General features: G+C 64.9%; 19 protein-coding genes. 7 read left to right on the top strand and 12 right to left on the bottom strand.

What is annotated here, in order from left to right; all coding sequences use genetic code 11:
• Positions 1 to 53: 53 nt before the first annotated feature.
• Both nusA and rimP read right to left on the bottom strand, forming a co-directional pair.
• The gene (gene nusA, locus CRP45_RS26895) at positions 54 to 1,082 is read right to left on the bottom strand and encodes a transcription termination factor NusA (RefSeq protein ID WP_067782429.1); all 1,029 of its coding nucleotides are present in this window, start codon (positions 1,080 to 1,082) and stop codon (positions 54 to 56) included.
• A complete protein-coding gene (gene rimP / locus CRP45_RS26890; RefSeq protein WP_097247516.1) occupies positions 1,079 to 1,747 on the bottom strand; it encodes a ribosome maturation factor RimP in 669 nt (222 codons plus the stop codon). Before rimP ends, nusA begins: the two co-directional genes overlap by 4 nt.
• 181 nt (positions 1,748 to 1,928) lie before the next feature.
• Here rimP and CRP45_RS26885 point away from each other — a divergent pair, with 181 nt between their 5' ends.
• Both CRP45_RS26885 and CRP45_RS26880 read left to right on the top strand, forming a co-directional pair.
• Positions 1,929 to 2,555 (top strand): hypothetical protein, encoded by a 627-nt coding sequence (locus CRP45_RS26885; protein ID WP_308209796.1) that lies wholly within the window; start codon positions 1,929 to 1,931, stop codon positions 2,553 to 2,555.
• The gene (locus tag CRP45_RS26880) at positions 2,552 to 2,986 is read left to right on the top strand and encodes a ferritin-like domain-containing protein (RefSeq protein ID WP_097247515.1); all 435 of its coding nucleotides are present in this window, start codon (positions 2,552 to 2,554) and stop codon (positions 2,984 to 2,986) included. Before CRP45_RS26885 ends, CRP45_RS26880 begins: the two co-directional genes overlap by 4 nt.
• 252 nt (positions 2,987 to 3,238) lie before the next feature.
• Here CRP45_RS26880 and CRP45_RS26875 read toward each other — a convergent pair whose 3' ends face one another.
• Together CRP45_RS26875 and CRP45_RS26870 are read right to left on the bottom strand one after the other, a co-directional pair.
• Entirely contained in the window at positions 3,239 to 4,990 is a 1,752-nt protein-coding gene (locus CRP45_RS26875; RefSeq protein WP_097247514.1) for an acyl-CoA dehydrogenase family protein, read from the bottom strand.
• A gap of 302 nt (positions 4,991 to 5,292) precedes the next feature.
• Complete coding sequence (locus CRP45_RS26870) at positions 5,293 to 7,050, bottom strand: proline--tRNA ligase (protein WP_067782417.1); 1,758 nt, start codon at positions 7,048 to 7,050, stop codon at positions 5,293 to 5,295.
• A gap of 781 nt (positions 7,051 to 7,831) precedes the next feature.
• Here CRP45_RS26870 and yaaA point away from each other — a divergent pair.
• Complete coding sequence (yaaA, locus tag CRP45_RS26865; protein ID WP_097247513.1) at positions 7,832 to 8,575, top strand: peroxide stress protein YaaA; 744 nt, start codon at positions 7,832 to 7,834, stop codon at positions 8,573 to 8,575.
• Positions 8,576 to 8,886: 311 nt separating this feature from the next.
• Here the strand turns inward: yaaA and CRP45_RS26860 are convergent, their stop codons facing one another.
• A complete protein-coding gene (locus CRP45_RS26860) occupies positions 8,887 to 9,522 on the bottom strand; it encodes an HD domain-containing protein (protein WP_097247512.1) in 636 nt (211 codons plus the stop codon).
• Between the two features lie 47 nt (positions 9,523 to 9,569).
• Between CRP45_RS26860 and CRP45_RS34055 the strand changes: the two genes are divergently transcribed.
• The 4 genes from CRP45_RS34055 to CRP45_RS26850 all read left to right on the top strand — a co-directional run bounded on the left by CRP45_RS34055 (position 9,570) and on the right by CRP45_RS26850 (position 14,421).
• Positions 9,570 to 10,247 carry a DUF7873 family protein gene (locus CRP45_RS34055; RefSeq protein ID WP_179831030.1) on the top strand — a complete coding sequence of 226 codons (678 nt, stop codon included), beginning with the start codon at positions 9,570 to 9,572 and terminating at the stop codon, positions 10,245 to 10,247.
• A 479-nt stretch (positions 10,248 to 10,726) separates the two neighbouring features.
• Positions 10,727 to 11,773: an SAVED domain-containing protein gene (locus CRP45_RS33540; RefSeq protein ID WP_143861551.1), complete on the top strand. Its 1,047-nt coding sequence runs from the start codon at positions 10,727 to 10,729 to the stop codon at positions 11,771 to 11,773.
• A gap of 5 nt (positions 11,774 to 11,778) precedes the next feature.
• Positions 11,779 to 13,143 (top strand): nucleotide-binding domain-containing protein, encoded by a 1,365-nt coding sequence (locus tag CRP45_RS33535; RefSeq protein WP_143861550.1) that lies wholly within the window; start codon positions 11,779 to 11,781, stop codon positions 13,141 to 13,143.
• 228 nt (positions 13,144 to 13,371) lie between these two features.
• Positions 13,372 to 14,421, top strand: a complete 1,050-nt coding sequence (locus CRP45_RS26850; protein ID WP_097247511.1) for an AlbA family DNA-binding domain-containing protein — start codon at positions 13,372 to 13,374, stop codon at positions 14,419 to 14,421.
• 626 nt (positions 14,422 to 15,047) lie between these two features.
• Here CRP45_RS26850 and CRP45_RS26845 read toward each other — a convergent pair.
• The 7 genes from CRP45_RS26845 to CRP45_RS33525 all read right to left on the bottom strand — a co-directional run bounded on the left by CRP45_RS26845 (position 15,048) and on the right by CRP45_RS33525 (position 19,488).
• Entirely contained in the window at positions 15,048 to 15,347 is a 300-nt protein-coding gene (locus CRP45_RS26845; RefSeq protein WP_097247510.1) for a hypothetical protein, read from the bottom strand.
• Between the two features lie 28 nt (positions 15,348 to 15,375).
• A complete protein-coding gene (locus CRP45_RS26840; RefSeq protein ID WP_143861549.1) occupies positions 15,376 to 15,651 on the bottom strand; it encodes a hypothetical protein in 276 nt (91 codons plus the stop codon).
• 43 nt (positions 15,652 to 15,694) lie between these two features.
• Complete coding sequence (locus CRP45_RS33530) at positions 15,695 to 15,889, bottom strand: hypothetical protein (protein ID WP_143861548.1); 195 nt, start codon at positions 15,887 to 15,889, stop codon at positions 15,695 to 15,697.
• Between the two features lie 20 nt (positions 15,890 to 15,909).
• Positions 15,910 to 16,401, bottom strand: a complete 492-nt coding sequence (locus CRP45_RS26835; protein ID WP_097247508.1) for a DNA-directed RNA polymerase subunit beta — start codon at positions 16,399 to 16,401, stop codon at positions 15,910 to 15,912.
• Positions 16,398 to 16,772, bottom strand: a complete 375-nt coding sequence (locus tag CRP45_RS26830; RefSeq protein WP_097247507.1) for a hypothetical protein — start codon at positions 16,770 to 16,772, stop codon at positions 16,398 to 16,400. The genes CRP45_RS26835 and CRP45_RS26830 overlap by 4 nt, the downstream gene beginning before the upstream one ends.
• A 142-nt stretch (positions 16,773 to 16,914) precedes the next feature.
• The gene (locus CRP45_RS26825) at positions 16,915 to 18,150 is read right to left on the bottom strand and encodes a helix-turn-helix domain-containing protein (protein ID WP_097247506.1); all 1,236 of its coding nucleotides are present in this window, start codon (positions 18,148 to 18,150) and stop codon (positions 16,915 to 16,917) included.
• Positions 18,151 to 18,363: 213 nt separating this feature from the next.
• Positions 18,364 to 19,488 carry a helix-turn-helix domain-containing protein gene (locus CRP45_RS33525; protein WP_281256223.1) on the bottom strand — a complete coding sequence of 375 codons (1,125 nt, stop codon included), beginning with the start codon at positions 19,486 to 19,488 and terminating at the stop codon, positions 18,364 to 18,366.
• Between the last annotated feature and the right edge of the window lie 125 nt (positions 19,489 to 19,613).

The following is a 19,613-nucleotide window of genomic DNA, read 5'->3' as shown; positions in this document are numbered from 1 at the left end:
TACCAACATGTCATCCCCGGGGCGGGATTCCCTGTTCGCGGTGTGAGCTTCGCTCAACTGCGATGCGCCTCCGTCCGCACGCCGCCGCCCACGTCCGGGGCCGCGTCGCTGCGAATATCGATGCGCCAGCCGGTCAAACGCGCGGCCAAGCGGGCATTCTGCCCTTCCTTGCCGATGGCGAGCGAGAGCTGGAAGTCGGGCACGACGACGCGGGCGGCCCGCGCGTCGGGATCGACGATAGTGACGGAAACCACTTTCGACGGCGAGAGCGCGTTGCCGACGAAGGCGGCCGGATCCTCGGCGTAATCGATGATGTCGATCTTCTCGCCTGCCAGCTCGCTCATCACGTTGCGCACGCGCTGGCCCATCGGGCCGATACAGGCGCCCTTGGCGTTGACGCCCGGCACGGTGGAGCGCACGGCGATCTTGGAGCGGTGCCCGGCCTCGCGGGCCACCGCGACGATCTCGACCGAGCCGTCGGCGATCTCGGGGACCTCCAGCGCGAAAAGTCTGCGCACCAGATTCGGGTGGGTGCGCGAGAGGGTGATCTGCGGGCCGCGCGGGCCGCGGGAGACGCCGACCACGTAGCACTTGATGCGATCGCCGTGCTCGTAGGTCTCGCCGGGCACCTGCTCGGCGGGCGGGATCAGGCCCTCGGTGCCGTGCAGTTCGCTGCCGATGCGCACCACCACGGTGCCGCGGGCGTTGGCGCGCGCGTCGCGCTGCACCACACCGCCGACGATGTCGCCCTCGTGGGTGGAGAACTCGCCGAAGGACTTCTCGTTCTCCGCGTCGCGCAGCCGCTGCAGCACCACCTGGCGCGCGGTGGTCGCCGCGATCCGGCCGAAACCCTCTGGGGTGTCGTCCCATTCGGAGATCACGTTGCCGTCGGCGTCGAGTTCGCGCGCCATCACGCGCACAACGCCGGTCTTCTGGTTGATGTCGATGCGCGCGTTGGGCTGGTGGCCCTCGGTGTGCCGATAGGCGGTCAGCAGCGCCGACTCGATCGCGGAGATCACCGTCTCGATCGAGATCCCCTTGTCGGCGACGATCGCGCGCAGGGCTTCGATTTCGATGTTCATTCCACGATCCCTTCGGTCGAATCGGACGCTGTTACGGGTAGTGCATCGGTGTTTCCTCGGGCATCCGCGGCGTCGTCGACCGCGAGAGCATCGTCTTCGTGCCCCGGTTTCGGACGACCGGGCGCCACCCCACCCGCCAGCTCCAGCTCTCGCTCGCCGGGCGCGGAGAACTCGACCTGGACGACGGCCTCGGCGATATCGGCCAGCGGCACGTGCACCCGGTGCGGGTTGCGTTTGCCGCCGAGTACCAGCGCCACCGAATCCTGCCCCAGCGCACCGACTCGCGCCTCGAACCGCGCCGAGCCGCCCGGATCCGGTGGCTCGGCCCCCGGTCTGAGTGTGACGCGCACCTTGCGGCCCTGCGCGCGGCGCCAGTGCCGGTCGGCGGTGAGCGGACGGTCGATGCCGGGGGTCGAGACTTCCAGCAGATAGGGCGTCTCGCCGAATTCGCCCGCGTCGTCGAGCAGCAGCGAGAGTTCCGAGCTGAGGGTGGCGATGGTGTCGAGATCGGCGGTACCGTCGCTGTCGACAGTGACCTTGACCTTGGCCTGCGCGTCCGCGTGCTTGCCTGCCGTCGAGATCTCGACGCCCTCGAGGTCGAATCCCCGGCGTTCGACGAGCCCAGCAACTAGCTGGCTCACCCTTTCCTCGGTCGGCATCGGCATGTGGGGCGGCTCCTGGTTCAGTTGTGACGCGGTCGGAATTTTCTGTACCGAAGGTCTAGCGTAACGCGCCACGAGAGTGTAAAGGACCATCGGGCCGAGACATGCGTCCCGGGTGCGCGGCGCGCAGGGCGGGTCGCTCGGCGTGAACGGAGTGGTCGGACCGGTCTGGCACGATGGTGCCGTGCCTCTCCGCCTCCTCGCCCCGCCCTCGGCCGGGCGCACCTTCGGCAGCCGGGTCGACCGGCACGCGTCCCAGGACACCGGCGCGCACCGCGTCCCCCTCGTCGACCGCCGCACCGCGTTGCGGCTCGCGGGCGGCGGAGCGGTCGGCGCCCTCGCGCTCGGCGCCGTGACGGGCTGTGCGGACGAAACCGTCTACGAACCGGATCCGCTTGCCGCACAAGAGGTCATGGCTCGCACCGACGCCGCGGCGGCGACCGCGGCGATCGCGCTCGCCCCGCAGCGGCAGACCGCGCTGAGCACGATCGCGAACGAACGCACCGCGCACGCGGACGCGCTGCGGACCGAGATCGCCCGCGCCGTCGGCGTCTACGGCGACGGGACCACCCCGGCGCGCAAGACGCGGGACAACGCCCTGCCGTTCGCCGCGGTCACGACCGGCCCGGAGCCGACGGGTACGGACGTACCACCGATCTCCCCGCCGAGCCTCGACCAGTTGCGCGAGCAGCTCGCCCGCTCCCGCAAATCCGCGGCCGATCTCGCGGTGACCCAGTCCGGTTACCGCGCGGGTCTGCTCGCCTCGATCAGCGCGTCCTGCGCCGCGCACGCCGGGGTGCTGCTGGCATGACCGACGCCGAACGCCAAGCCCTGCTCGACGCGCTCGCCGCCGAGAACGCCGCTGTCTACGCCTACGGCGTGATCGCCGCCTTCGCCTCCGCGGAACGTGATCGCCTCATCGCCGAGAACACCGCGGCGCATCGGGCCCGCCGCGACACCACCGTCGACGCGCTGCGCGCGGCGGGGGCGAGCGTGCCGCCGCCGGAGCCCGCCTACACGATCCCGTTCCCGGTGGACGGCCCCATCGACGCGGCGCGACTTGCCGTCACCGTCGAGAACGACACCGCCATCGCCTGGCGCGCGGTGGTCGAGCACGGCGCGTCCGAGCCGAACCGCCGCATCGGCATCGACGCGCTCACCGAATGCGCGCTGCGCATGGCCGCGTGGCAGGCGATTCTCGGCACGAACCCGCCGACCGTCGCCTTCCCCGGCAAGCCGTGAGACCCGTCGGATAGCCCGACGTTCGCCGCCCTCGGCACGCCGCCGCACGCGGCTGGGGCCATCCAGCTGTGCACGAGCCTGGCAGCGTCGACCACCGGTCGCGCACGCGGCTGAGGGCATCCAACTGCGCACGACCAGGCGGCGTCGACCACCCGTCGCGCGACCAAGTCCCGGCTCGCGTGCCTCGACCACGGTCCGGCCGAAGAACGAAAGCGGGTGCGGCCGAAGCGCATTCGGCCGCACCCGGCTCACTCAGGGGCGCATCTCGTAGGCGCCGTCGTAGGACGCCACCTGGGCCCACACCCGGTCGAAACGCTCCCGGTCGACCGCCGGGGTGCGCAGCGCCGCCACGGCCCACTCCCGCTGCGCGGCGGTGGCGGACGCCTTGCCGTACAGGGTGGTGGCGTGCGCGTTGAAGTCACGGATCTGGAAGTCGAAGATCTGGTCGAGCACGTCGCGGTCCAGACCGGTGATCGCGGCCTGTTCCAGGATCAGCTGGCCGTAGACCACCAGGGAGAACAGGTGGCCGATGGTGAGCATGAAGTCCAGGTCCTGCTGCTGCGCCTCGCCGGGGGCCGCGGTGGCCATCAGCTCGCGCAGCGCCGTGGCCTGCTCGTAGAAGCGCGCCACGTTCGCGACGTCGGAGTGCTTCTGGTACACCGGGTTCCAGTCCGCGAACTGCACCCGGCCCGCGCCGCGCGCCGGGCCCTGCCGCCAGAAGAACTCGTCGTCGGCCGCGTCCTGGCGGGTGCCGACCTCGGGGTAGTCCTTCGGGTTGAACAGGTAGTTGGGCAGGAACTTGAGGATCTGCCCGACGTTCACGTGCACCGTGCCCTCGAGCCGGGGCAGGGTGTTGATCAGGCGCTGCACCTCGTTGAAGTAGGTGTTCTTCTCGAAGCCCTTGGCCGCGAGCACATCCAGCAGCAAGGTCATGACGACCTCGCCCTCGGAGGTCACCTTGGACTTGGTCATCGGGTTGAACAGCAGGTAGCGCCGGTCGTCCAGGCTCGCGGTGCGGAAGTAGTCCACGGCGCGGTCGCTGAACAGCTTCATCGCGACGATGCGGCTGTAGGCGTCGACGAAATTGCCACGCACGTGCGGGAAGTCGGTGACCAGCTTGCCGTAGAGAACCCGGTTGTTGGCGTGCGTGATGGCCTCGTAGAAGGAGTGCTCCACCATGCCGATGCCGCCGTGGCACAGGTTGAACTTGCCGACGTTGACCGTGTTCAGCGCCGCGGAGAACGCCTCGGGGCCGGCGTGCAGGATGCCCTCGGCGCGCACCGGGTAGTTCTCCAGCCGGAACGTGCTGACGTACATCTGCTCGTTCACGACGTTGTCGATGAGGTGGTAGTTCTCGTGGCGGCTGTCCGCGGCGAACCAGATGTAGCCGTCGGCGCCCTCGATGTCACCGCGACGGGAGAACACCGAAACCATGCTCGCCACATTGCCGTTGCCGATGTAGTACTTGGCGCCGTTGGCGCGGAACAGGATTCCGGCCTCGGCGTCGGCGCTGCCCGGCTCGGTGGGGGTGAGCACCATGTCGGTGTTGTAGATGTCCGCGCCGTGCGACTGCTCGGACAGCGCGAAGGCCATCACCTGTCCGTCGGCCAGGTCGGCGGCCGCGCGCCGCTTGGCCGCCTCGTTGTCGCTCTGCCAGATCGGTCCGAGGCCGAGGATGGTCACCTGCTCGGCGTACCAGTAGGCCAGGCCGTAGAAGCCGAAGATCTCCGAGAGAGCGGCGTTGCGCGCGGCGTCCCAGCGGCGGTTCTCGTCGCCGTCGGCGTACGCGGCGGGAGTCAGGAAGGTAGCGAAGAGCTTCTCCTTCGCGACGAACTCGAGGAAGTCCGCGGTGAATACGGCGTTGTGATCGTCGGCGAGCAGCTGCCGCTTCCCGCGGCTCTCGAACCACTCGATGGTGGCCTTCAGCAGGCGGCGGGTCTCCGCGTCGAAATGCTGCGGATCGTAGGTGGCGGGGTTGAACAACAACGCCTCGGTGTTCGTCATGCCGGTTAACTTACCAGCGGGTAATAGCAGCGTGTGGGTGGTCCGCCGGTTCGCTGACCAGCAAATGCAGGCTACGGAAGCGTAAGGAGAAGGCTAGTGTCCAACCTTCTCACCACGGAACGATCGAGGAGGCGATAGAGGGGGGCCGCCGTGGGACTACTCCTCATGGTCCGCACACGCGGTTGGCCGCGGGGTCGCAGGGTCGACGGCAGCCCAGGACGACCGTCGAGCGCCTGGTCGGCCCGAAACGACCGCCGCCCCGGTCTCCACTGGGGACCGGGGCGGCGAATGGGATGCTTGTATCAGCCGCGGATCTTCGCGACCACCGTCTCGACGGCCGAGTCGGCCGGAATCTCCTCGGCCTCGCCGGTGAAGCGATTGCGCAGTTCCACCTTGCCCTCGGCCCAGCCGCGGCCGATGACGAGAACCCAAGGCATACCGAGGAGTTCGGCGTCCTTGAACTTCACGCCGGGCGAGGCGGTGCGGTCGTCGAAGAGCACGTCCATGCCCCGCGCGTGCAGGCCGGACACCACGTCCTCGGCGCCCGCGCGGGCCGCCTCGTCCTTGTTCGCGATGACGACGTGCACGTCGAACGGCGCGATCTCGGCGGGCCAGCGCAGACCCTTCTCGTCGTGCTGCTGCTCGGCGATCACCGCGACCATCCGCGAGATACCGACGCCGTAGGAGCCCATGATCAACCGCACCGGCTTGCCGTTCTCGCCGAGCACGTCGACCTCGAACGCGTCGGTGTACTTGTAGCCGAGCTGGAAGATGTGCCCGATCTCGATGCCGCGCGCGGACACCAGCGTGCCCCGCCCGTCCGGCGAGGGGTCGCCGTCGCGGACCTCGGCGGCCTCGATGGTGCCGTCCGGGGTGAAGTCGCGGCCGGCGAGCAGGCCGACCACGTGCTTGCCCTCGCTGTCCGCGCCGGTGATCCAAGACGTGCCGGTCACCACCCTGGGATCGACCAGGTAGCGGATGCCGTTCTCCTGCAACGCCTTCGGACCGATGTAGCCCTTCACCAGGAACGGGTTGGCGGCGAAGTCGGCCTCGGTGAGCAGCTCGACCTCGGCGGGCTCGATGGACGCGCCGAGACGCTTGTCGTCCACCTCGCGGTCGCCGGGGATGCCGATGCCGACGATCTCGGTCTTGCCGTCCGGGTGGCGCAGCTTGACCATCACGTTCTTCAGGGTGTCGGCCGCGGTGACGGGCCTGCCGTACTGCTCGGCGATGCCCGCCGCGTTGGCCCACTCGACCAGCGTCGCGATGGTCGGGGTGTGCGGGGTGTCGTGCACGACGGCCTCGGGCCTGCCCTCGATCGGCTGCGCTTCGGGAGCGGGCGTGATCACCGCCTCCACATTGGCCGCATAGCCGGACTCGCGGCAGATCACGTAGGTGTCCTCACCCACGGGGCTGTCGGCGAGGAATTCTTCCGAGGCGCTGCCGCCCATCGCGCCCGAGGTGGCGGCCACGATCACGTACTTGACGCCGAGCCGGTCGAAGATGCGCTGGTAGGCCTCGCGGTGCGCGTTGTAGCTGGCCTTCAGGCCGTCCTCGTCGAGGTCGAAGGAGTAGGAGTCCTTCATGATGAACTCGCGCCCGCGCAGGATGCCCGCGCGGGGCCGCTCCTCGTCGCGGTACTTGGTCTGGATCTGGTACAGCGCAACGGGCAGATCCTTGTACGAGTTGTACTCGCCCTTCACGGTGAGGGCGAACAGCTCCTCGTGGGTCGGGCCGAGCAGGTAGTCCGCGCCCTTGCGATCCTGCAGCCGGAACAGCGCGTCGCCGTACTCGGTCCACCGGTTGGTGGTCTCGTACGGGTCGCGCGGCAGCAGCGCGGGCAGCGAGATCTCCTGCGCGCCGATGCCGTTCATCTCCTCCCGGACGACGTCCTCGATCTTGCGCAGCACCTTCAGGCCCAGCGGCAGCCACGAGTAGACGCCGGGGGCGATGCGGCGGACATATCCGGCGCGCACGAGAAGTTTGTGACTGGGCACCTCGGCGTCGGCGGGGTCGTCGCGCAGGGTACGCAGGAAGAGGTGGGAGAGGCGGGTGATCACGGGTGCACAGCGTAGTCTCCGGCCACCGCCCCTCCGCAACGCGTTATCCATTTCGGGGCGCGCCGGAGGTCTTCATGATCGCGGCGCGCTACGGCTATCGGTTCGCGGGAGTTCGCGGGGTCGCTGTTTCGGCACTATTCGGCCGTGCCGCGACACCCGGATCGCCCGCACCGGCTCCTGCGCAGCTCTTGTCGCGTCAGCTCAGGGGCCTATACGGCCAGAGCGCTCCATCGAGACTCGGCTGGCCCCTGGAGGCCATTCGCACGGCCCATAGGCACCCAAGTACTGCCCTGCCAGTGCACGCCATGCCGGTTCCAGCATCACCTGGCGAGACTAGGCAGGGACTGGCCTCCAGCGTCCACCTTCGGTCCGAGGGATCATGCACGCACCCGCTGCGGCATCGGCTTCAGCTCAGCGGCCTCCGTGGCCCACGCCGCCGCTGGCGACTCAGTTGCTCACCAGCCCTAGGTAGGGTGCTCCCCCGAGCCGAGTTCGGGGTCTACCAGATCGCGATGCGCCGACGCCCTCGAGCCGAGTTCGAAGGTCTACCAGATCACGTTGCGCTGCTGGCCTTCCGCCGACACGCGCTGCCCCGTTTCGGCGTGAACCCTGGGCGTGAGCGGCCGCTCCGCCCTCCACGCTCGACACGCCCCCGGTTCCTACTTCATGCGCCTGTCGGCGCACGCGCCGTATCCATTCCGGTGGCGATCCAGAGCTCTGGCGGCCACGTCGCGCCACCGGCTCCGGTCAGCCGCGACGCGCGCCGGTACCGTATCGCCTCGTGCTGGTGCTGCTACCTCCCTCCGAAACCAAGTCCGACGGCGGCGCGGGCGGGCCGCTCGACCTGGACTTGCTCGCCATGCCGCAGCTCACGCCGGTGCGCGACAAGCTGGTGACCGAACTGGTGCAGCTGGCCGCCGATCCGGACGCCTCCCGTGCCGCGCTCGGTCTCGGTAAGGGGGCCGACGCCGAGATCGCCAGGAACGCGGCGCTGCGCACGGCCGCGACCCGGCCCGCGCTGGAGCGCTACACCGGCGTCCTCTACGACGCGCTGGACGCGAAGTCGTTCACCAAGGTCCAGCGCGCCAAGGCGTACGCGCGGCTCGGCATCGGGTCGGCGCTGTTCGGCGCGGTGCGCGCGGGCGACCCGATCCCCGCCTACCGCCTCTCCGGCGGCTCCAAGCTGCCCGGCCTGCCGACCCTCTCGGCTGTGTGGCGCGACGTCCTACCGGACGCCCTGGTGGCCGAAGCCGCGGGCGAACTCGTCGTCGACCTGCGCTCGGGCACCTACCAGCAGCTCGGCCGCGTCCCCGGCGCCGTCACGGCGAACGTCCTCACCGAGCACCCCGACGGAACCCGCACCGTGGTGAGCCATTTCAACAAGCACCACAAGGGTCTGCTGGCCCGCGCGCTGGTCCTCACCCGCGCCGAACCGACCGACATCCGCGGCGTGGCCCGAGTCGCGGAGAAATCCGGCTTGCGAACCGAAATCGCCTCTCCCACCGAACTTCTCATCATCACCTGAGCCCGCCCAAGAGCCCTCGCCCGAGCGAGTCGAGCGCAGCCCAGATCGGCTACCCATACCTTTCGGCACTCTGCGCGGCGTGCAACCGTCCCACGCCACCAAGGTGATTCGCCCCGCAGCCCCGAGCGCGGACGCAGACCGCAAGCTCAGCGCCACATAGCCTGCACACGTCTCACATAGGCACCGCCTGTGCGAGGCGTGCAAACGGTCTGTGGCAACCACAGAGTGGGCTTCCGTCGAGGCTCGCGGGCCTGAACGCAGCGCCACAACGCGTGCGCACGCAGAGACGAAGCCGGGTGTGTCGTCGGGGCTCAGCGCGGCGGTTCGGCCAAGGTGTCGAGTTCGCGCCGAAGGTTGGCGCGGGCGACGGGTTCGAGGCGCCGCCTGGCGGATTCCGTGTGGAACAAGTGGGGCTGGCGGGCAAGGCTTTCGAGGATCGCGGTGCGGCCCGCGCGGTACAGGTCCTCCGGCACGTGCGCGTATTCGGCACGCACGGCGGAGGTGTACGCGGCGTAGCCGGGTTCGTCGGCGGCCAGTACGGCGAGATCGGCGTCGCAGAGGACGCCGCCATTGTGGTCGTCCGGCGCGGGATCATGGGATTTCGTGAGACGCACCAGTCGGCCGACTTCGCGCACGAGTTCCGTTGGCGCGCCCAGTTTCTCGAGCGCAACCTCAGCGAGTTCGGCGCTGCGTTCCTCGTTGTCACCACGGTCGACGGCGTACACGGCGTCGTGAAAGAACGCCGCGTACCGCACGGCGGCCGCGTCCTCGGCCTGGTCGGCCAGCTCATCGATGACGCGCAGCATGCCCGCCAAATGCTCGACGGTGTGATAGTGCCGGTGCGGCTCGCTGTACCGCCGCACCAGGTCTCTCCCGACCGGCTCGGCAGCCGGACCTGCCAGCGCCGTCCACCGCTCCAGCAGTTCCCGCTCCACCTCACGTGACATCCGCCCAGTCTTCTGCACGGGGACCTCCGCCGACAACGCTTGTGCAAGTGGGCATCACCACCGCGCGCCGTCGCAGAAATCCCGCGCATCACAGCTCCACTCGCCCCATCGCCACCACCATCAGTACGGCCCTACCAGCAGCGGAACCGGCCACCGCGAAGGCCAACCGGCAAAAAATGACAGTACTTCCACGCCGCCACCGGCACCGCCACCACAGCGACGACGGGGATCCGAAACTGGCGTCGCCCAATGTGAATCGAGCGCCCAGACACATCGCCGCGGCGCGGGCCGGTATTCCGACGGAGGCGACGCAGGTGCAGGTGAAGTCCGAGGAGGTGCTTCGGCAGACCGCCGCCACGCTTACCCGCCTATTCGTCGTGACCGCCACCAAGGACTGGGCCAACCACACCGCCGCGGCCGACGTGGTGGTGGACGGCGAGAACTTCCTCGACGAGGTCACGCTGCCATACCTGCTGTTCTTGGAGAAGCAGCTCGCAGATGTGCTGACCTCCGTTCAAGCGGCTCCCCGCGCTCGACGCCGCCGAGGCCTGGGGATTCGACGATTCCTCCGATACCTGGCGCACCGAGCCGGTCTGCACCGTCCGCACCAGAAAGGTGCCGCGCAACCACGTGAAGGCCAAAGCCACCGACACGCACCCGACCCAGGTCGAGATGTACTACAAGGACATCGCCGTCGGCTACGGACGACGGTGAAGTTGGAATAGCAGGAGCACCGTACAGGCGCTGCCCACCGGCCCTGAGCTGGCGAAACACCCCGAGCCGGCATCAGGTATGACGATTGTCACTAGATATAGAGGTTTGAAACTACAGGAAGCCGCGACACGCCACATGTTGTGGTCATGAAGATTGTCGGACACCAAGCGTAGTGTCTTCGTCGCGATGGTTGCACACATGTTCGACTGGCGTCTAACCGTGAGCTGCCTCACTAATGCGATCCCGCATTGCTCGAAGCTCACGACGTGAGGACGGTCCACATGCCCGATGCCACTGTCTCCTTGAAGGCGCGCTTGGAAACGCCCCGTCGCAGTCACCCCTCTCGGCGGTCGAGTCGAAGGGAAGCTGAGTAGTGCCCGGGCGACCGAAGATCCCCGAGCAAGAGAGGTTCAAGTTGTGGGTCCGCGCCGGCGGGCGATGCCAGATCTGCCGGAGGTACTTACTCGAAGGACAACTTGCGTACCGGGAGTTGACCTTTGGCGAAGCGGCACACATCATCGGCCAAACAGCCAGCCCCAAGTCACCACGAGGGCTCGATGAAGACCTCGATCAAGCTGCACGCGATAGTGCCGACAACCTGATGTTGTTGTGCGACGACGAACACAGCGAACTTGACAAACTGGGATCTCGCGATGCATTCACGCCCGAGTTCTTGCGACAGCTGAAATACAAGCACGAGGAACGCGTACGTCATGTGACAGGATTCGGCGAGTACGACCGCACTACGCCGATCCGAATGGTTGGCATGCTCCGCGGGCGCGCCGTCGATGTCGGGCGCGACGCCGTAGCCACCGCAGTCATGGCTAACGCCGGACGAATGCCAAAATTCGACTTGTCTGTGCGGCACTCGATCGAGATCGATATCCGAAACATACCGGGTGAGGAGGGACCATCCTCGGCGTACTACGAGTCCGCATGCGCTGCAATCGACAAGGCAATCGGCACCAAAGTCACCGAAGCATTGTCGAACGACGATATAGTCCATCTGAGTGTCTTTGCTTTTGCTCGACTACCTCTATTGGTCTACCTTGGTGCGGCGCTGGACGACACAGTTCCTGTCGACCTCTACCAACGTCATCGAGCCACTGAAAATTGGCAATGGACCAATCCAGACGCAGAGGCTACCTTTTCCCTATCAGCCCCCACCAAGGGCGAAGATTTCGACAGCGCAGTGCTCATCCTAAATATATCTGGCACTATTGAACGTCGCGAACTTCCCGATGCGCTCGCGAGCTTGCCAACCTTCGGCATCGAGGTGAAGGGCATCGCGCACCCCGATATCATTTCGGGCCCGAACGTGCTTGTAGGTTTCGTAAAGGCTTGCCGCCTATTTCTATCTGAGCTAGAAGATGGCTTCAAACGTGTGAGATTGTTGCACGTATTTGCAGCCATGCCCGTATCGGCGGCCGTTGCGTTCGGTCGATGCTTAGCACCAGAAGTACACCCCGCGATCCAACTGTGCGACCGGCAAAACGATGGCCACTACACGACGGCGATTCGGATTGGAGCACAATGAAACTGGTGGCCTACTTCAACAAGTTCTTGAACGACACTGTGAACATCGACAGCACTAGGCTGGGATATCTTGACCAACGAGTTGACAGCATAACAGAAGCGTTAAAGACGTCGTCCGCGTTGGATGGTCGGGTACTCGACACGATTCCGCAAGGCTCCTGGGCGCACAGGACTATAATCCGGCCACCCACGGGGCTTGAGTTCGATGCGGATTTCCTAGTCCATCTGAGCGAAGATACGGACTGGAACGACAATCCGCGACGCTACGCAAACGCCATTTGGAACGCTCTATCCGGTCATTCGACATACGGCTCGATGGCCAAGAAAAAGGACCGTTGCTCACGTGTAATCTACGCGAATGACTGCCATATTGACATCGTTACTTATGTCATTTTGTCCGACGGACGTGAAGTAATCGTAAATTCGAAGTGCAACGAGTTCGAGGACACTAATCCAATCGGCTTCTCGGAGTGGATACAGGAGAAAGATTCCTTGACAAAAGGAAACCTCCGCAAAGTACTCCGACTCCTCAAGCACTTGCGCGATCACCAAGATTCGTTCAATCTTAAGTCCGTCCTTCTGACCACATTGGTCGGAAATATAGTGGATGGCTGGCGCACAGCAGGTGATGATTACTACAAAGATGTGCCTACCACGCTGCTGCACCTTGTAGGGGATCTAAATAAGTGGCTGGGGTACCAAGCAGGCAAGCCATATATTGTCGATCCGAGTTGCCCGACGACTTCATTCGACCACCGGTGGACCGAAAGCGAATTCGAGTCATTTCGAGACAAGTTCAACGAGATTGCCATCAAAGTGCATGACGCCTACCATGTCAGCACAGTAAAGGAAAGTATCGAATACTGGCGCGAAGTGTTTGGTAATTCCTTCCCAGACTCCGCAACGACTTCGACTACCGCCTCAGCAGGAACGGCACTCCCAAGGCCGTCAACCCTCAAATCGAGCCGTGATCGCCGCGCCCCAAAGGAACAGTTCATCGAGGAAATGTTTCCAGTGAGCGAGATTTTTAGCCTACGGATCGACTGTGAAGTATCTGAACCTGCACACATTAATCGACGTGAGCGCCGCCAGCTGAGGGCTCGTGCTGGACATGTCCCGAAACAGCACAGTCTGCGTTTCTACATGGTCGAAACATCCGTACCAAAGCCTTTCGATATGTACTGGAAAGTTCGAAACTATGGGACGGAAGCTGAAGCGAGACACCAATTGCGAGGCGAGATCATAAAAGATAGCGGCAGCCTAACTCGAACAGAGTCCACGTCCTATGCCGGGCATCACTACGTAGAATGCTATATCGTCAAAGATGGAGTGTGTGTAGCACGGGCCAACCAGCCAGTTATCATTAACTGATATCCGAAACTCGTCCACGGTCAGCTCGCCTTTCAGAGGCAATAATCTGAACTTCACAGATAGCGCGGACCGACATCTCAACCATGGCGTTTACAGCGATAGGACGTTGCGTCACAGCAGCCTCGGTTCGGAGCATTGACCTGCTCGAACCGGGCCGTACTTGCACCCCACCAAAGGCATTGGCCAACCGATATCCCTGCGGCTGCCCGATCCAGCACGGCGAACTCAATGGGTGAATACTGTAAAGTAGCTTTCGCTGATGTCCGTTACCTCTCGGTTGAAGAAATAAGAAGACCAACACTCAGTGCCTTTTCAACTTATCAAAGATCCACGCTGAGGTGGGACATAGAATACGATGCCGAGAGCGATCTAGGAGTTGTTATACCTCCCTGGTCTAAAAGCATACTTCCACCCACCTTCTTATCCCTGACGGTGGGCGAAGATGATTGCTATGTAGGCATGACAATTGCCGTACCTCGCGGACATTTCGATGACGACGATTTTGCCGACTATATAGACCGCCTGGCGAGTATCTACGGACTGGAGTTGAAGGAGTACACCTTAGAAGGGTACGACTGCTTCGTAGATGCAGACTTTTACACACGTCCAGACATTACGATAGAGAAGCTTGCTGCAATCGAATCCGATATGTCGTGCGCGTACATAAATAGAATTTCAACAGACCGACCTGAAGTCCACTTTGCGGACATTCTACGTTCGGGCATCCGCGCTGCAATAGGCGCCATCGAAAGCGAGACGTTCGAGGTCAAGCGATCGCATTATCCAAAAGATGAACGGGGAAGACTTGAGATAGCCAAGGATGTCGCCGCCTTTGCGAACTCCCATCGAGGCGGAGTAATAGTTATCGGAGCCTCAACTTCGAGAGATAGTGTCAACCGCGACATTGTCACCCAGGCGCATAGCTTGGAATCAGATCCCGGTGCGACATCGCGGTATATGGATTCCTTGAACAAGCTTATATACCCGGAGGTGCGCGGAGTCGAGATGAGCTATGTAGACAGCGGCCACGATTTACTTTTTGCAATTCTGATACCTCCACAAGAAAAGAAGGACATGCCGTTTATCGTCCGCGGAGGTATAACCTCGTCAGATCGGATCAGCTCTGGTATGTTTCAGGTTCCGATTCGGAAAGGAGACTCCAATACTTCCAAGCGAATCGAGGAAGTGCACAGCTTCCTGTCCAGACGCGTGCACGACGACATCTGCAACCCGATTGCCGCCGAGATGCTCAACCATGACCGCACGATAGACATCTGATATTTTGTGTGAAACGGCGCAAATGATTTCGCCACCTCATCGGAAGCATGGTGCCGAAGCTCGCGTTGGTTATTTCGAAGCTCAACGAAGGGACTACGCCACGTCCGCGAGCGACAACCACTTTATCGATGGCGAGCCCCGCAGGGGCGCGGCAGTACCTTCCGTTCCAGAATCGCACCGTTTGCACTGGGTAGCGGCTTCCGTGGTGCCGTATGGCAGTAGTGGTTCGGTCCCCGCTCCTGGTGCTGGGCCAGGGTGCGCCGTCTGGAGCGGAGCGGAGGGCGGGGCTACCCTGGGCGGCGCGCGCATGCGCGCGCTCTTGACTCTGTAGAGAGAAATTCGGCAAGTTCTGATCTGTTGGGCTACCGGTTATCTTTTCCTTCTTTTCCTTGATTCCCGGGGGTTCCCAACTTCTACTACTCTCTGCCCATGCAGAGGATTCAAGCTTGCGGCACAACACTTTCCGCGAACTGACCAGATTGCACAGCTTCACGCGACGTGCCGGGACGGCCCACCCTGGAGCCCAGGGCACCTGGGTGGGCGATTACCGAACCCACCGTGCACCAACCTGCGTCAACCCGAGCTGGCTGGTGTGTAAGAGAGACTCCTGTCGGGAGTGAGAGGGGTCAGTGCTGAACGCGGCCGATAGTGAGAGTAGGGGTGATAAGGGCGCAAGCGAGGGCGATGGCGTCAGGGGTGCTGGTGCCGGGCAAATGCGTGAGATTCGGTGCGACGATGGCAGTTGCGCCGTGCTGGTGGGCGGTCCAGAGGATCAAGGTGGTGGGCATGTAGGTGTCGGCGTCGATGGTGAGGGTGTGCGCGAGCTGGAAGCCGCGTACGTGGGCCAGATCGATGACGAGCCGTTCATCATGGGATCTGGATTCGCTGACGGTCGAGTTCAGCAGGCCGATTGCTTTGGCGGGCACGTGCTTTCGCCTCCTGTGCAGGAAACTTCTATCGGTTGGTTGGGGTGTGGGCGCCCAGGCGCTGGTGGATCTCGCGGCCGTGGTCGGTGAGTTCGTAGACCGGTTCGGGCCGTCCCCCGCCCGCTGGTGTTTGGACCTCGGCGTGGACGTGGCCTTTGGTGACCAACCATTGCAGGGTCAGGGTGAGCGGGCCGATACGGTGCCCGCCCGCCAGCTCCCGCGCCGAGCACGCCCGACCCGCTCGTGCCGGCTCCGCCAGCGCGGTGAGCTGAGCGCGGCTGAATTCGTCGCGCTGAATACTCAAATTTGTTGCGTCGCTGGCCATGTCGTCTGCCCTCATGGCGTGGTCAGGGTTGGAGGTAGAGGCGCTCATTCGGCAAGCGCGGATAACCGTCCGCGTTCGGGTGCACAGTCACCGCGTCGACGTAGTGGCGGTCGCAGTGCTCGGCGACGAAGATCAGCGCGGCAGTCAGGCAGGCCGCGAAATCCATCCGCACCCCGTGCAGGAACACAGACAGGTGTACGTCTGGTTCGTTCGGCAATGGCGATTCTGCGGCCATGGTCATAGCACCGAGTGCCGCTGGGGAGTTATGACCGCGTGCACCGCGTACAGCACCGCCCGCCCGGAAGGCCGAAACACTGAGTGCGCGGCGGTGATCCATCCTCGGTACTCCGAGCCCTGATCGGCCGGGGACGGTAGCGGCACGAAATCGCCATTGCCGAGCACGGTCACGCGGCGACTGCGGTACAGGGCGGCTTCGGCGGCGATCATCGTTGCGGGGATATCGGAGCGGACCAGGAACGTCCATGTCGCTGTCCGGGGTGTGGTGATGATCGGCCCGCCGCCTTGCTTCTTGGCGTCCAACTCGACCTTGACCATCTGGCCGACATCGGCGGGCATCGACACAGCCCACACCATGCCTGCCGTGAAACCGATTCTGCCCGTGTCGGGTTGAAGTACGGCGGGCAGGTGGCACACGGTGCGGTAGTAGGCCACTCGTGTGCGTGGGGTATCGGCGGTGGTGACTCCGCCCGGGTCGGCCTGGTCGGTCATGATGACCTGCCCACGCGCTGAGCACGTTCTCGGGTGGCGCGGGCGGACACCCACGCCAATGGCGTCTTTACCGTCTGAGGGTCGTTCGGAGGCAAGGCATGGGCGATGATCTGATCGGCGGTGGTCAACCCCTCCGCACGCAACTGCTCCAACAGCCGCGCCAACTGCTCCACTGTCGGCACGTGGTGGTCGTGCCACAGCAGCCACCCGCGCGCCCCGTCCGCTGCGACCGGGGGCGGTGGACCGCCCGCACTAAACTTCGCTGCAACATCCTGCTTGCCAGAGCGACGCAGTAACACCAGATGCGCGAAGCACGTCCCCTGATCGGTCTGCCCGCCGTCGTCCTCGCTGTTGTCCAGTTTCCAACCCATCCCCAGCGCCTCCCTGCTCGCTCAACAGTGATCAGCGCCCGCCGTCGAGGACTTCGCATCGACCCGACGGCAGGGCCTGAGCTGACGTTATGAGCAGGGCCACAACGAGTTTGTCCACGAAGGACAAACCACGGGAATTCGATCAGTTATTTGGTGTGAGTTCCGGGGCGATCCCCAATCGCCAAGCCAAGCCCCGCAGTTCACGTCCTCCGGCGGCGCGGCGGGACGAGCGGAGGACATCGGCAACGGCTTCGCGGGCAAACACATCAGCGTGAACACGTTGCGGCGCAAGGTGTTCGGCGCGGAGCAGCACTTGCACGCCCTGGTCGCGCTTCGCGGGATCGGTCAGCAACGCGCGGCCGATTTCCATATAGAACTCTGCTTGCCGGGACTTGCTCGGGATGCTGCGAACATTGACCTCGCGTGCGTGCTCGGCCACTTTGGCGCCGTCGCCGAATTCCATGCCGATGCAAGCACGCCAGATCCCTACATTAGGTGCGCCGAACCACATGCGCCCGAACGTGCCGGTCTCGGTATCCATGCGCGAGGCCAGCGCGGCGGCCTCGTTCAGATGCGTATCAGCGGTCGGCCGGTCGCCCTGCACCGCCGACGCAAGCGCGGCGGACAGGTGCAGCATGCCGGACGTTTGCAGCACTTCGGCGTCCCCCAGATGCGGGCTGAGCTCATCAATGCATCGCACCGCACGGCGGTACTGCTCTGGGCGCGACAGACCGCCTGTGGCATCACCGCGGAGCCAGGTGGTGAATCCCATCCACGCAGGAGATTCCAGCATGGCGGCGCATTCCTGCGCGGCTTTGGCTGCCAGCAGGGGCAGGCCACGCCCAGCGAGCCGCTTGGTCACCCACATGGCTGAGGAATAGCACGTGATCAGTCCCAGCAGCGCGTCCCGACGGTGTTCGGGCGACCGGGCATAGACGGCGTGCAACTCGGCCAGCAGTTGGGGAACTACTCGGGCCTGCTCGGCGTAGTCGGCGCGTTGAAGTAGGTCGGCCAAGTGTTTTTGGTCAGCAGCGATCGCGGGCCAGTCGCGAAGTGGGCCGTCCGGGTCTTCCCCGAGTTCGTACACGTCGAGCGCGCGTTCGATCGCTACGACTCCTGCATGGGCAGACTCGTTGCTCTCGGCCTGTGAACCCGCTTGACCGGCTGCCGGATAGAACTCCTCCGGTGCCACACGCAGCGCCCGTGCCAGGGCCTCAAGGGTGGCGCGGTTGGATAATGCTTGTTCTCCACGCTCGAGGCGGCCGAGGTATCCGAAGCTGATGCCAGCCAGGCCCGCGACAGCTGCGAGGCTTTGCCCGCGCCACGCGCGGATCTCACGCAGCCTGCGCCCGACTTCGTTGGGTGGAATGTCGTTCATGGCGTGCTCCTCCGCCGACGGCTACTACCTGCGACGGTACCTGTTGATTTCGGTTGGGCAGGCGATCGGCAGGAAAGAAATCGACGCCCCAGGGGCAATGACTCCCCCAGTTGTCCGGGCTTTCACACGGACTCCAAAGCCTGGGACTGCCTGGCGAGGGGTTGTGTCGTAGACCGCTCATGTCGCGGTGTCCGTCCGTGCGCCCGGTTGGAGTTAGGGGGTATCGAGAAGCGCTCGCACGCGGGCCAGTGCTGCGCGTGCTTCTTCAGCGAGCGCGTGCATGCCCGCTGTGCTGAGCGCGCGGACTGCTCGCTGTATTTGGTGGGGTAGCCGATGGTGTTCGGCAGCATGCAGAGCTTGGCTGAATGCGGTTTCGGCGGCGGTGGTTTCGTGGGCCAGTGTGAGGGTTTGGCCGGTGGTGACGCGTTCGATGATGTGCCATTGCGGTGCGGCGGGCGCGGCGTGCTCGGTGCCCAGCAGTCGGAGGGCGGCGGCGGCGCGGCCGGTGTCGATGAGTCCGCGTAGTTGGACTTCCCGGAAGGTGAACGGGTGGAACAGCAACCCGCTTCCGGCGTGCTGGTCGAGCAGTCGCCGGTAGATGGACAGGGTGGTGTCGAAGCGTTCGGCATCGCCGAGTTCGCCGATAGCGCGGCACAGTGGCGCCAGGGTGCTGCCTTGCTCGATCGGGTCGGCTGATAGCGCTAGTGCCTGCTCGAGGTGAGTCACCGCGGAGGCCGGGTCTCCTGCTTTGCGTAGTTCGTTGCCATGCATGCGCAGTGTGTGAGCCAGGAACCCGGAGTCGTCGAGTCGGCGTGCGATGGCGAGGGCTTGGCCGGTCCATTGCGCGGCGGTAGTGAGGCGTTCTTCGGGTAGGACGGTGCCGAGGGAGACGCCGAGCGCGACGCGGGCGCGGGCGAGCAAAGCGAGGCTGTCGGGTTCGGTATGCCCTGTGGCGGCGCGTGCCTCGAGGCGGGCGACAAGCGGCCATAGCTCGTTGACCGCTTGCGTAGCGTGCCCGGACTGGCGGGCCAGTTCGGCGAGTCTGACGGTGGAGTCGCCGAACTGGAGCATTGCGAGATATTCGGCGTCGTCGGTGTCAGTCACGCCGAGGACGTGCGCGGGTAGGCCGAGGCGGCGGGCGATATGGCGGCGTGAGCTGATGTCGCTGATCGCGCGCCGCCCGGTTTCGATCATCGACACATACGACTTGTCGTAGCCCAGCAATTCGGCAAGGGCGATCTGGCTCATTGAGTGCACGCGCCGGTAGGTGCGCAGGATGGTCGGCAGGTCTCGGGTTGCCAGGGCAGTAGCCGCTTCCGGGGCCGCCCACAACCACACCGCAGAGGCCAACGCGACAGGCGCCAACGGGGACCGGACGGCGGCGTGGGCACCGCAGGCCGGAAACACGGCGGTGTCGGTGTCGCTGAGCACCGCCGCACATGCCGGGCATCGACTGGCGCTCA

Origin of the sequence: Nocardia amikacinitolerans, assembly GCF_900215415.1 — a bacterium.
In the GTDB taxonomy this organism is placed as follows: Bacteria; Actinomycetota; Actinomycetes; order Mycobacteriales; family Mycobacteriaceae; genus Nocardia; species Nocardia amikacinitolerans.
This window is presented reverse-complemented; position numbering and strand designations above follow the sequence as displayed.

Bases quoted from the DNA above. Each gene is read 5' to 3' on its own strand.
- nusA (WP_067782429.1), bottom strand. From the start codon at position 1,082: ATGAACATCGAAATCGAAGCCCTGCGCGCGATCGTCGCCGACAAGGGG.
- rimP (WP_097247516.1), bottom strand. From the start codon at position 1,747: ATGCCGATGCCGACCGAGGAAAGGGTGAGCCAGCTAGTTGCTGGGCTC.
- CRP45_RS26880 (WP_097247515.1), top strand. From the start codon at position 2,552: ATGACCGACGCCGAACGCCAAGCCCTGCTCGACGCGCTCGCCGCCGAG.
- CRP45_RS26875 (WP_097247514.1), bottom strand. From the start codon at position 4,990: ATGACGAACACCGAGGCGTTGTTGTTCAACCCCGCCACCTACGATCCG.
- CRP45_RS26860 (WP_097247512.1), bottom strand. From the start codon at position 9,522: ATGTCACGTGAGGTGGAGCGGGAACTGCTGGAGCGGTGGACGGCGCTG.
- CRP45_RS26850 (WP_097247511.1), top strand. From the start codon at position 13,372: ATGGGTGAATACTGTAAAGTAGCTTTCGCTGATGTCCGTTACCTCTCG.
- CRP45_RS26835 (WP_097247508.1), bottom strand. From the start codon at position 16,401: ATGACCGACCAGGCCGACCCGGGCGGAGTCACCACCGCCGATACCCCA.
- CRP45_RS26830 (WP_097247507.1), bottom strand. From the start codon at position 16,772: ATGGGTTGGAAACTGGACAACAGCGAGGACGACGGCGGGCAGACCGAT.
- CRP45_RS26825 (WP_097247506.1), bottom strand. From the start codon at position 18,150: ATGAACGACATTCCACCCAACGAAGTCGGGCGCAGGCTGCGTGAGATC.